The sequence below is a fragment of the Sulfuritortus calidifontis genome (genome assembly GCF_003967275.1).
Lineage (GTDB): Bacteria > Pseudomonadota > Gammaproteobacteria > Burkholderiales > Thiobacillaceae > Sulfuritortus > Sulfuritortus calidifontis.
The window spans coordinates 1,870,894-1,882,628 of sequence record NZ_AP018721.1; the positions used below are offsets into that span (position 1 = coordinate 1,870,894).

Below are 11,735 nucleotides of genomic sequence, written 5' to 3' on the forward strand. Positions count from 1 at the left end.
TCTCCCCCAGAGGGGGAGAGGGACGAAGAGGCCGCGCAAGCGCGGCCGCAGCGCTCGATTCGCAGCTTCGTGCTGCGCGCCGGACGCATGGGCTCCGGTCAGATCAAGGCCCTGGAAGCGCTCGGCCCCAAGTTTTTGCTGCCCTACCGCGTCGAGCCGCTCGACCTCGACGCCGCCTTCGGTCGCAGCGCGCCGAAAATCCTGGAGATCGGCTTCGGCATGGGCGACAGCACGGCCAAGATCGCCGCCGCCCATCCCGAGATCGACTACCTCGGCATCGAGGTCCATACGCCGGGCGTCGGCGCCCTGCTCAAACGCATCGGCGAACAAAATCTCACCAATCTGCGCCTGATCCAGCACGACGCGGTCGAGGTGTTGCAACACATGATCCCGGATGCCAGCCTCGACGGCTGCCACATCTTCTTTCCCGATCCCTGGCACAAGAAGCGGCACCACAAGCGGCGCCTGATCCAACCCGGTTTCGTCGCCTTGCTGGTCAAGAAACTCAAACCCGGTGCCTACCTGCACCTGGCCACCGACTGGCAGGATTACGCCGAGCAGATGCTGGCCGTGCTCTCGGCCGAACCGGACTTGCGCAACAGCGCCGAAGGCTTCGCGCCCCGGCCCGAGTACCGGCCGCTGACCAAGTTCGAGCAACGCGGGCTCAAGCTCGGCCACGGCGTCTGGGATCTGGTCTTCCGGCGCCGATAGGCCCGGCCCGCACAGAACGAAAAAGCCCGGCAGCGCCGGGCTTTTTTGCCGCCTGTGCAGCCCCTTACTCCTTGAGCCGGTTCAGGCCGATGATGCGCAAGGCCAGTTTCTGGAACAACGGTTCGGTACTGCCGCGCTTCATGTTCCAGATGAAATACTTCTCGAAGGCTACCTTGGCCCAGTGCACCCACTTGCCGGTCTTGAACCAGGTGACGTTGCGCGGCGGAATCTGCGGCAAGGCCAGGAAGGCCGCGCCGGTATCGCCCATGTCGGCCAGACAGAAGGCGTTCCAGGTCGCCACCTTCTCCGGCGCTTCGCCACGGATGTCGTGCATGATGTTGTGTGCCGTGGCGGCAACCATGGACTCGATCATGTAGCCGGTCTTCGGGGTACCGGTCGGCACCGGCGTCGCCTCCACGGGGGGGATGGCGATACAGACGCCGACCGAGTAGATGTTCTTCCACTTCGGGTTGCGCTGGAACTGGTCGACCTTGACGAAGCCGCGCGGGTTGACCAGATCCTCGCCCACCGCCGCCACGGCATCCACGCCCTTGAAGGCGGGCAGCATCATGGAATACTTGAACGGCAGCTCATGCTCCTTGATCACCTCGCCCTTGTCGTTGTGCTCGGCGACGAACATCTTGCCGGCCTCGACCCGGGTGACCTTGGCGTTGCAAATCCACTTGATGTGGCGCTGACGCATCTCGGCCTCCAGCAAGCCCTTGCTGTCGCCCACACCGCCCAGGCCGAGATGGCCGATATACGGTTCGGAAGTGACATAGGTCATGGGCACCTTGTTGCGGATCTTGCGCCGGCGCAGATCGGTATCCATGATCATGGCGAATTCATAGGCCGGACCGAAGCAGGAGGCGCCTTGCGCCGCGCCGACCACGATCGGGCCGGGCTCGGCAACGAAGGCCTGCCATTTCTCATAGGCCTGCTCGGCATGATCCACCGTGCAGACCGAAACCGTGTGGCCCTTGGGCCCCAGCCCCTCGACCTCATCGAAGGCGAGCTTGGGCCCGGTGGCGATCACCAGGTAGTCGTAATCGATGCTGCGGCCGTCCTTGAGCACCACCTGGTTGGCGTCCGGTTTGATCTCGGTCACCATCTGCGCGATGAACTCGATGTCCTTGTTTTGCAGCGGCCCCGCCAGCTCGAAACTGATGTCGGCCCGGGTGCGCCAGCCGACCGCGACCCAGGGGTTGGATGGGACGAAATGAAAATTCGGCTGGGCCGAAATGACGGTCACCTTATGCGCCTTGCCCAGTTCCGCCTTGATCTCGTAGGCCGCGGGCAGACCGCCGGTACTGGCCCCGATGATGACAACATGTGCCATTGCTGATTCCTCTCGATGATGGATTGAAATATTCCGGCTGAGCCAGCGTCGCGCCAGATCAAACGACAAAGATCCTAGCCATGGCCTGCAGGCCGTCGTCGACCAGCTTTTGCAGGTCATCGGGGACCGCCTCGTCGCCAAAGGCCATACTGGCGTAGGCCGAGAGCGACTTCAGGGCACAGGCGATCTTCGCCACCTCCGCCGCCAGTTCCGGTTTCAACTCGACACCGTTTTGCAGCTTCCACAGTTCCGCTGATGTATCTTTCATCGCTGCCATCCTTACTTCTGGTTTTCGAAATGGCGGGCAATCCCCACCGGCATGGTTTTGAGCAAGCCCCATGCCAAAAATGCAACCCATTGTTTCATATCGATATTTCAAGATTTGACCAGGTCGGCTACTGACATAATGTCAGCCCTCTGGCGACCTGCCCGACCAAACCGACCTGTCGCTTCCCCGCAGCTGACGCAGGAACGACGCTTCCACAAGCCCCACGCCAGTCGTATCCTTGTCATGACAACTTGTCATGACGACCATGAACTCGCCCCCCATCCAGCTGCAATCCCTGATCGACCTGCAGGAAGGCCCCTTCGTCCTGATCGATGCCGACTACCGTATCGTCGCGGCCAATCGCGCCTACTGCGAATCCTATGGCCAGGGCCCGGCGGACATCGTCGGCCGACATTGCCACGAGGTCTCCCACCACTCCCCGCTGCCCTGCCACCTGCACGGCGAGGACTGTCCACACCAAAGGGTGTTCGCCACCGGCCAGCCCTGCACCGTGCTGCACACCCATTACGACCAGGACAACCGGCCGGAACACGTCCGACTCCAGGGCCACCCGATCCGGGGAGCGAACGGCGAGTTGTATCTGGGCGAGGTGATGACCCGGCTGGCCTCGCCGCAGGAACTCGATTGCGACACGATGCGCATGATCGGCCAGGCGCCGGCCTTCCTCGAATGCGTGGACAACCTGACGCGGCTGGCCGCCTCCGATGCACCGATCCTGCTCTATGGCGAAAGCGGCGTCGGCAAGGAACTCGCCGCCGAATTCGTGCACAAGCACTCCGACCGCAGTCACGGCCCCTTCGTCGCGGTCAATTGCGCAGCCATTGCCGAATCGGTGTTCGAAAGCGAACTCTTCGGCCACGAACGCGGCGCCTTCACCGGCTGTGTCGGCCGCAAGCGCGGCCTGTTCGAGCTGGCCCACGGCGGCATCCTCTTCCTCGACGAGGTGGGCGACATGCCGCTGTCGATGCAGCCCAAGCTGTTGCGCGTGCTGGAGACGGGGGAGTTCCGCCGGGTTGGCGGCATTGAAACCTTGCATGCGGATGTTCGCATCCTCTCGGCCACCAATCGCGACCTGCTTGAGATGGTGCAGGCCGGCCGCTTTCGCGAAGACCTCTATTACCGCCTCGCCGGCATCGACGTCACCCTGCCGCCCTTGCGCCACCGGCGCCAGGACATCCCGGCCCTGGCCGAGGCCCTGCTCGAACGCCTGGCCGCTGCCCGCGGCAAGCGTTATCGCCTGAGCCGCGAGGCACTGGCCAAGCTGGAAACGCACGATTACCCGGGCAACATCCGCGAACTGCGCAATGTGCTGCAAAAGGCCGTGGCCTTGAATTCGAACGGCCTGATCGGCGCCGAACAGATCCAGTTCGACAACGCACCCGAGGCTGCCTTTGCGGCTCCGTTGCCGGCGACCGCCGATGACGCGGTGCCGCCGGCCACCCTGGCCGGCATCGAGGCCGAGCACATCAGGGAACTACTCGCACGGCATGGCGGCCACCGCCGGACCGTGGCCGACATCCTCGGTATCAGCGAACGCACCCTCTACCGCAAGCTGCAGCGTTATGGCCTGCGCTGAAATGGTCGCCGGCAGCTGCAAATCTCGGTGCACCGGCTCGTATAATGTGGCGGTCTCTTAACCAAGGAATCCTCCCGTGAAGCGACGCGATTTCCTCAAGGGCGCCAGTGCCGGTGTCGGCCTGGCCGCCGCCAGCCTCGCCCCCAATGCCTTCGCCGATCTGCCCACCATCAAATGGCGCCTGGCCTCCAGCTTCCCCAAAAGCCTGGACACCATCTACGGCGCCGCCGAATTGCTCTCGGACCGGCTAAACAAGATCACCGGCGGCAAGTTCCAGCTGCGCGTCTACGCCGGCGGCGAACTGGTGCCCGGCCTGCAGGTGTTCGATGCGGTGCAGCAGGGCACGGTGGAATGCGGCCATACCGCCAGCTACTACTACGTCGGCAAGAACATGGCCTTCGCCTTCGATACCGCCATGCCCTTCGGCCTCACCGCCCGGCAGCAGAATGCCTGGATGTATTTCGGCGGCGGCCTCAAGCTCACCCGCGAGCTGTTCAAGCCCTACAACATCCTCAACTTCCCCGGCGGCAACACCGGGGTGCAGATGGGCGGTTGGTTCCGCAAGGAGATCAAGTCGCTCAAGGACCTGCAGGGCCTGAAGATGCGCATCCCTGGCCTGGGCGGCCAGATCATGGCCAAGCTCGGCGTGGTGCCGCAGACCCTGGCCGGCGGCGACATCTACCCGGCCCTCGAGCGCGGCGCCCTGGATGCGGCCGAGTGGGTCGGCCCCTACGACGACGAGAAACTCGGCTTCCACAAGATTGCCAAGCATTACTACTACCCAGGCTGGTGGGAAGGCGGGCCGCAGCTCTCCTTCTACGTCAATCTGCAGAAGTGGAACGATCTGCCCGATGCCTACCGCCAGGCCTTCGAGACCGCGGCGGCCGAGGCCAACCTGAACATGCTGGCCGAATACGACCAAAAGAATCCCCCGGCCCTGATGCGTCTGGTCAAGAGCGGGGTCAAGCTGCACGCCTTCCCCAAGGACGTGATGAACGCCGCCTTCGAGGCCGCCTTCGCCCTGTACGAGGCCGAGGCCAAGGTCAACCCCAGCTTCGCCAGGATCTATTCCGAATGGAAGCAATTCCACGCCCTGCAGACGCAGTGGTTCAAGGTGGCGGAAGCAAATTACGCCAATTTCCTCTATAGCCGGAAATAAGGAGCCCGAACCATGGATCGCAAACTCGTCGTATCGAGCCTGGCACTCGCCCTGTTGGTCGGTTGCGGAGCAAGGCAGGAACAGGCCGCCGCGCCCACTGCCGCACCGGTGGCGCAAGCGCCGGCACCGGCCCCCGCCGCCGAACCGACAGCCCCCGCCACCCCGGCGGCGCCGGTCAGCGAAGCGGCCCCTGCACCGAAGGCGGCCGCTCCGGCAACGCCCGCCGCGGCGGCACCGGCAGCCACCACGGCCTCTGCCGCCGACCTCTCAGCCGGGCAGGCGAAATACAAGACGATGTGCGCCGGCTGCCACGGCCCGAAGGCCGAGGGCATCGCCAACTATCCCAAGCTCGCCGGTCAACCGGCCGACAGCCTGGCGGCCAAGCTGGCCAAGTACCGGGCCGGCGAGAAGGTCGGGCCGATGAGCACTACCATGATGCCGATCGCGCGCATGTTGAGCGAGGCCGAAGTGAAGCAGGTCTCCGCCTACCTCGCCTCGCTCTGAGCCCATCAGCAACAATAAGCCGGCCTACGCCGGCCGGCTTTTCTATCAGCCGCGAATCCCGAGCAGCTCGACCTCGAACACCAGGGTGGCGTTGGGCGGAATCACGCCGCCCGCGCCCGCGGCGCCGTAGCCCAATTCGGGCGGAATGGTCAGCTTGCGCCGGCCGCCCACCTTCATGCCGGCCACGCCCTCGTCCCAGCCGGGAATGACATAGCCGCGGCCCAGGGGAAAGTCGAACGGGTCGTTGCGGTCGACGCTGGAGTCGAACTTGCTGCCGTCGGTCAGCCAGCCGGTGTAGTGCACCGACACGGTCTGTCCGGCCTTGGCCTCGGCACCGTCGCCGACATTGAGTTCTTCGATCATCAGGCCGCTGGCCGTGGTTCGGGTTTCGGACATCATCTGCTCCTTGAAAAAAGCTTCCGCGAAAAAAAAGCCCACCTTCCGGTGGGCTGCGTGGAGAAGCGAAAGGTAGGAGAGTTTACTTCAGGACCACCAGGACAACACGCCGATTCTGCTTGCGGCCGGCCTCGGTCATATTGCTAGCGACCGGGCGGCTCTCGCCGTAGGAGATGACGTTCATGCGATGCAAGGGCAGGCCGGTCTTGGTGTGCAGATAGTGATAGACCGCCATGGCCCGGCGCTCGCCCAGCTTGTCGTTGTGCGGCGCCTCACCCCGGCTGTCGGTATGCCCCTGGATCTCGACATAAGCCCCTTTGTTCTCGGCCTTGAGCTGCCGCGCGAAGGTATCCAGCGCGGCCATGCTTTCCTTGCTCAACTTGTCCGAGTCCGGCGCGAACTTGAAGTGATCGTCGCTCAGCACAACCTCGTAGAGCATCTTGCCTTCGGACAGCTTGCCGGCGGCGACCGCCCGCTCCAGGGCCTCCTGCGCGGTCTTCTGCGCGGCGGCGATCTGCTCTTCGTGCGCCTTGAGGGTGGTGTCCATCAGGCCGATCTGGGCATCCAGCCGGCGGATGTTCTGCTTCGCATTGTTGTCGACCTCGTCGACCCGCTGGTTCACCACGGCCACCTTGTCGTCGACATAGGTGCGGGTGGCACAACCGGACAGACCCAGCGCCGCGGCAAGCAACGCCAAAACCGTTGTCAGTCGTTTCATTTCGTCCTCCGATGAGGGTATTTACCCAAGCTACATCGGTAGACTCTCAAAAAACTTTAACTTGCGTCCACAACAACCTGAATATTATGGATTTTGTCTTTAGTTGGTGTTGTATCCGCCACCAAAGTCCTCGATCTGGATCTCGACCGGGGCGTCGACCGGCTCGGCCTTGTCCACGCCCACCATGCCCGGGAAGGCCAGCACCAGGCCGACCATGATCAGCTGGACGACGACGAAGGGAATCGCCCCCCAGTAGATGTCGCTGGTGCGCACCGCCCTGGGCGCCACGCTGCGCAGATAGAACAGGGCAAAACCGAAGGGCGGATGCATGAACGAAGTCTGCATGTTGATGCCGAGCAGCACGCCGAACCAGATCAGGTCGATACCCAGCTTCTGCGCCACCGGCGCCAGCAGGGGCACGATGATGAAGGCGATCTCGAAGAAGTCGAGGAAGAAGGCAAGAACGAAGACCAGGATATTCACCGCGATCAGGAAGCCCAGTTCGCCGCCGGGCAAGGCCGTGAGCAGCCCCTCCACCCAGAGGTCGCCGTCCAGGCCGCGGAAGACCAGGGTGAAGACGGTGGAACCGATCAGGATGAAGATGACGAAGCTGGTGAGCCTGGCCGTGCTGTCCATCGCCTGCCTGAGCAAATCGAGATTGAGCCGCTTGTTGGCCCAGGCCAGGAGCAGCGCGCCGACCACGCCCATGGCGCCGCCCTCGGTCGGGGTGGCGATGCCGAGGAAGATGGTGCCCAATACCAGGAAGATCAGCGCCAGGGGCGGCACCAGTGAGACCAGCGCCTTGCGCAGCAGGGCACCGCCGCGCAAGGTGCGTGCCGACAAGGGCAGGGCCGGTGCCGCGGCGGGCTTGAAGGTCGCCACCAGGAAGACGAAGCCGAGATACAGCGCGGTCAAAATCAGGCTCGGCACCAGCGCCCCCTTGTACATGTCGCCGACCGAGGCGCCCAGCTGGTCGGCCAGCACGATCAGCACCAGCGAGGGCGGAATGATCTGGGCCAGGGTACCGGAGGCGGCGATCACGCCGGCGGCCAGCCGGGTGTCGTAGCCATAGCGCAGCATGATCGGCAGCGAGATCAGGCCCATGGCGATGACCGAAGCGGCCACCACGCCGGTGGTCGCGGCCAGCAGGGCGCCGACGAAGATCACGGCATAGGCCAGGCCGCCGCGGATCGGCCCGAACAGCTGGCCCAGGGTGTCGAGCAGGTCCTCGGCCATGCCGCTGCGCTCGAGGATCAGGCCCATGAAGGTGAAGAAGGGGATCGCCAGCAGCACCGCATTCGACATGATGCCGAACACCCGATCCGGCAAGGCCTGGAGCAAGGCGAAATCGAAATGGCCGAGCTGGGCGCCGATGAAGGCGAACAACAGGCCGTTGGCCGCCAGGGCAAAGGCCACCGGGTAGCCCAGCAGCAAAAACAGCACCAGGCCCAGGAACATCAGCGGCGCCATCAGTTCGAAGCCGATCACACGTGCTCCTCGGCCGCTTCTTCCGCCAGCGGTCCTTGCCCGGCCAGGAAGGCGATGCGCTTGATGAGCTCGGACACACCCTGCAGGGCGAGCAGGCCGAAACCCAGGGGGATCAACAGCCTCACCGGCCAGCGCGGCAGGCCGCCGGCATCGGGCGAAACCTCGCCGATCGCATAGGACTCGGCGAAGCCCGTCCACGACAGCCACATGATCAGGCCGGCCATCGGCAACAGGAACAGCACGGTGCCGAAAAGATCGATCATCGCCCGGCTGCGCGGCGGCAGGCGGCCATAGATCACGTCGATGCGGACATGGCCGTTGTGCCTGAGCGTGTAGCCGGCAGCGAGCAGGAAGATGGCCGAGAACAGATACCACTGCAGCTCGAGCCAGGCATTGGAGCTGGCACCCAGGCCGTAACGGCTCGCCGCGTTGCCGGCCGAGACCAGGGCGACGATCAGCACCAACCAGTACACCGCGCGCCCGACCCGTTCGTTCAGGGCGTCGATCCCGCGCGCCAGGGTCAGCAGGGCCCGCATCCGAAGCTCACTCCCCGGCCAGGGTCATCCGGTCGATCAGGATGGAGCCGACCTGGCGCGAACCGCGGGTCTCGACATCGCTGCCGATGGCGACGATGCCCTGGAACATGTCCTTGAGATTGCCGGCGACGGTGATCTCCTCCACCGGATAGGCGATCTCCCCGTTCTCCACCCAGAAGCCGGCGGCGCCGCGGGAATAATCGCCGGTCACCATATTGAGGCCGTGGCCCAACAGCTCGGTGACCAACAGACCGGTGCCCAGCTTTTTCAGCAAGGCCTGGAAGTCCTCGCCGGTCGAAGGCACGATCAGGTTGTGGTTGCCGCCGGCGTTGCCGGTGCTCTGCAGGCCGAGCTTGCGCGCGCTGTAGCTCGACAGGAAATAACCCTGCACGATGCCGTCCCGCACCACGTCGCGCTCACGGGTGGCAACCCCCTCCGAGTCGAAGGGCGCGCTGGCCAGTCCCTTGGGGATGAACGGTCGCTCCTGGATCTGCATGAACTTGGGGAAGACCTGCCGGCCCAGGCTGTCGAGCAGGAAGCTCGATTTGCGATAAAGATGCCCGCCGGAGACGGCGGAGACATAGCTGGCGATCAGACCGGTGGCGATCGGCGCCTCGAACAGCACGGGGCACTGGCGGGTGCCGAGCTTGCGACCGTTCAGCCGGCGCACGGTACGCTCACCGGCGCGGCGGCCGACCGACTCGGGGCTGTCGAGATCGCTTGCGGCCCGCGCCGTGGTGTACCAGTAATCGCGCTGCATGGCGCCGTCGGCCTCGGCGATCACCACGCAGGACACGGTCTGCCGGCTGGTCGGATAGCCACCGACAAAGCCGAGCGAATTGGCATAGACGAATTGCGAGGCCTGGCTGCTGACGCTGGCCCCCTCCGAATTGGTGATGCGCTGGTCCACGCCGAAGGCTGCCGCCTCGGCGGCACGGGCGATCTCGGCCGAGGCCTCGACGCTGACATCCCAGGGGTGATACAGATCCAGGTCCGGCACCTGCCTGGCCAGCAGATCGGCATCGGCCAGCCCGGCGCAGTCGTCCTCGGCCGTGTAGCGGGCGATGGTCAGGGCCTTGTCCACGGTGCGGACCAGGGCGTCGCGCGAGAAGTCGGAGGTCGAGGCATGGCCCCGGCAGTGACCGAGATAGACGGTGACGCCGATGCCCTTGTCCTTGTTGTATTCGACCGTCTCCATCTCGCGCTTGCGAACCGAGACGGTCTGGCCCATGCCCTCGGAGACCTCGGTCTCGGCCGCGCTGGCGCCAGCGGCGCGGGCCAGGTCCAGCACCTGGGCGGCCAGGTCACGCAGGGTTTCGGGGGAATAACTGAAGCGGGATGCGCTCACGGTGCGTCTCGTAGCAGATCAAAGTCGTTATGATACCAACCTTGAGCCAGCCAGCCTGATGCCATGGAAGACGAATACGCAGAATCTTTACCGAGCCGACCCAGCAAGTCGCAGAAGAAACGGGAGATGCACGCCCTGCAGGAGCTGGGCGAGGAACTGGTCAAGCTGTCGCAGGACCGCCTGGACAAGCTCGACCTGCCCGACGCCCTGTACGACGCGGTGATGGATGCCCGCCGCTTCACCAAGCACGAGGCCCGGCGCCGGCAGATGCAGTTCATCGGCAAGGTCATGCGCGACATCGACACCGAGCCCATCGCCGAGCAACTGGCCGTGATCAAGGGCGAGTCGGCCACGGCCAAGGCCGAGTTTCACGCCCTGGAGCGCTGGCGCGACCGCCTGCTGGCCGACGATGCCGCACTGACCGAGTGGCTGGCCCAATACTCCAGCGGCGACAGCCAGCAACTGCGCAACCTGATCCGCAACGCACGCAAGGAGGCGGCCGCGGGCAAGCCCCCGAAATCCAGCCGCGAACTGTTCCGCTGGCTGCGCGACCACGGCGAATAAACCGGCCCCTGAAAACAAAAGGCGGGTGATCGCTCACCCGCCTTTTTTCATGCCACTAGCAACTGCGCTCAGCCGACGACCTGGTAATACAGGTTCTGCGGATGGTTGGCCTGGGCGAAGAAGAACCAGCGCTCGAACAGCAGGCCGACGTACTGGAAGATGAAGGCCAGCAGGAACAGGCCGTTGTCGCCCATGACCAGGCCGACCCAGAGCAGGAACAGCGGCAGAGCGAAGGTCAGCGCGAGGAAGATCCACTTCACCGACTTGAGGAAGGCGGCGGTCTTGCCGTGGAAATACTCGCGGGTGTTGTAGGAACCGCCCATCATGCCCATGGACTTCTGCTGCACCTTGGTGTGGCGCACGCCGATGGCGGTCTGCACGCTGGACTTGCGCTTGATCCGGCTGTTGCGGAACAGCGAGGCGGCACGGGTGATCAGGCCGGCCAGGGTGAGCACGATGGCCCAGTTGCCGAAGAACTGCACCAGGCCGTCGCCATAGGCCGCGGCATAGGCGGTGGCCAGGGTGAAGCCGGAGGCGGTACCGAGCAGGAAGTAGTTGACCGGCGTCAGCGCGCAGGCCCATTCCTGCAGGAACTTCACGGCGGCGTAGATCATGCCGGTGCAGATGAACAGGGCAATGGCGGCCACGGTGGTGGCGATGCCGACGGTCAGCGGCAGCTGGCCGGGCACCCCCCAGCCGTAGAGGTCGGCGTCGAGGCCGAAGTGGTAGACCACCATGTAGATGAAGGTCAGGCCGATCATGATCGGCATGGCGATCAGCTCGCGCGACAGCCAGGAGGTACGCCACTGGGTCATGCCGCGCCAGGCGCGGGTGATGAAGTAGCTGGGCTTGCCCAAGTGGAACACCGCGGCGAACAGGCCGCCGAGCAGGAACAGCAGGGCGATCAGGCCGCCGGTGGCGAAGAACTCGTTCGACTGAACGGGCAGGATCTTGGCCATGCCGTAGGCCTGGGCGCTGAACAGGGCCAGGAACAGGCCCTGGCCGACGCCGATCAGCGTCGTCAGAAAGATCACGGAAAATGCCGGATGCATCTTTTTCTCCGAAAACAGTAGTCAGTTATCAGTAATCAGCCGGCAGCAAGATCAA

13 protein-coding genes are annotated in these 11,735 nt (G+C 64.6%); 5 read left to right on the forward strand and 8 right to left on the reverse strand.

Annotation, left to right across the window (positions count from 1 at the left end; translation table 11 throughout):
* Positions 1-87: 87 nt before the first annotated feature.
* Positions 88-711, forward strand: a complete 624-nt coding sequence (trmB, locus tag EL388_RS09570; RefSeq protein WP_232019233.1) for a tRNA (guanosine(46)-N7)-methyltransferase TrmB — start codon at positions 88-90, stop codon at positions 709-711.
* Between the two features lie 64 nt (positions 712-775).
* On the opposite strand, the gene EL388_RS09575 is transcribed toward trmB, so the two are convergent.
* Together EL388_RS09575 and EL388_RS09580 are read right to left on the reverse strand one after the other, a co-directional pair.
* Positions 776-2,050, reverse strand: coding sequence for an NAD(P)/FAD-dependent oxidoreductase (locus EL388_RS09575; protein ID WP_126462932.1), 1,275 nt, complete (start codon positions 2,048-2,050; stop codon positions 776-778).
* Between the two features lie 58 nt (positions 2,051-2,108).
* The gene (locus EL388_RS09580) at positions 2,109-2,318 is read right to left on the reverse strand and encodes a hypothetical protein (protein ID WP_126462934.1); all 210 of its coding nucleotides are present in this window, start codon (positions 2,316-2,318) and stop codon (positions 2,109-2,111) included.
* A 256-nt stretch (positions 2,319-2,574) separates the two neighbouring features.
* On the opposite strand from EL388_RS09580, the gene EL388_RS09585 reads away from it, so the two are divergent.
* From EL388_RS09585 to EL388_RS09595, 3 genes are all read left to right on the forward strand, one after another.
* The gene (locus tag EL388_RS09585) at positions 2,575-3,915 is read left to right on the forward strand and encodes a sigma-54 interaction domain-containing protein (RefSeq protein WP_232019107.1); all 1,341 of its coding nucleotides are present in this window, start codon (positions 2,575-2,577) and stop codon (positions 3,913-3,915) included.
* Between the two features lie 76 nt (positions 3,916-3,991).
* On the forward strand, positions 3,992-5,074 hold the full coding sequence (locus EL388_RS09590; protein WP_126462936.1) for a TRAP transporter substrate-binding protein: 1,083 nt from the start codon (positions 3,992-3,994) through the stop codon (positions 5,072-5,074).
* Between the two features lie 12 nt (positions 5,075-5,086).
* Complete coding sequence (locus EL388_RS09595; RefSeq protein WP_126462938.1) at positions 5,087-5,578, forward strand: c-type cytochrome; 492 nt, start codon at positions 5,087-5,089, stop codon at positions 5,576-5,578.
* 45 nt (positions 5,579-5,623) lie between these two features.
* Here the strand turns inward: EL388_RS09595 and EL388_RS09600 are convergent, their stop codons facing one another.
* The 5 genes from EL388_RS09600 to pmbA form a co-directional block, all read right to left on the reverse strand.
* Positions 5,624-5,974: an FKBP-type peptidyl-prolyl cis-trans isomerase gene (locus tag EL388_RS09600; RefSeq protein ID WP_126462940.1), complete on the reverse strand. Its 351-nt coding sequence runs from the start codon at positions 5,972-5,974 to the stop codon at positions 5,624-5,626.
* Between the two features lie 82 nt (positions 5,975-6,056).
* Complete coding sequence (locus EL388_RS09605; protein ID WP_126462942.1) at positions 6,057-6,692, reverse strand: OmpA family protein; 636 nt, start codon at positions 6,690-6,692, stop codon at positions 6,057-6,059.
* A gap of 99 nt (positions 6,693-6,791) precedes the next feature.
* Positions 6,792-8,162, reverse strand: a complete 1,371-nt coding sequence (locus EL388_RS09610) for a TRAP transporter large permease (protein ID WP_126464072.1) — start codon at positions 8,160-8,162, stop codon at positions 6,792-6,794.
* 14 nt (positions 8,163-8,176) lie between these two features.
* The gene (locus EL388_RS09615) at positions 8,177-8,716 is read right to left on the reverse strand and encodes a TRAP transporter small permease subunit (protein ID WP_126462944.1); all 540 of its coding nucleotides are present in this window, start codon (positions 8,714-8,716) and stop codon (positions 8,177-8,179) included.
* A gap of 7 nt (positions 8,717-8,723) precedes the next feature.
* The gene (pmbA, locus tag EL388_RS09620) at positions 8,724-10,064 is read right to left on the reverse strand and encodes a metalloprotease PmbA (RefSeq protein ID WP_126462946.1); all 1,341 of its coding nucleotides are present in this window, start codon (positions 10,062-10,064) and stop codon (positions 8,724-8,726) included.
* Between the two features lie 63 nt (positions 10,065-10,127).
* Between pmbA and yjgA the strand changes: the two genes are divergently transcribed.
* Complete coding sequence (gene yjgA, locus EL388_RS09625; protein WP_126462948.1) at positions 10,128-10,628, forward strand: ribosome biogenesis factor YjgA; 501 nt, start codon at positions 10,128-10,130, stop codon at positions 10,626-10,628.
* Between the two features lie 68 nt (positions 10,629-10,696).
* Here yjgA and EL388_RS09630 read toward each other — a convergent pair whose 3' ends face one another.
* On the reverse strand, positions 10,697-11,662 hold the full coding sequence (locus tag EL388_RS09630; protein WP_232019109.1) for a dimethyl sulfoxide reductase anchor subunit family protein: 966 nt from the start codon (positions 11,660-11,662) through the stop codon (positions 10,697-10,699).
* Positions 11,663-11,735: the final 73 nt, after the last annotated feature.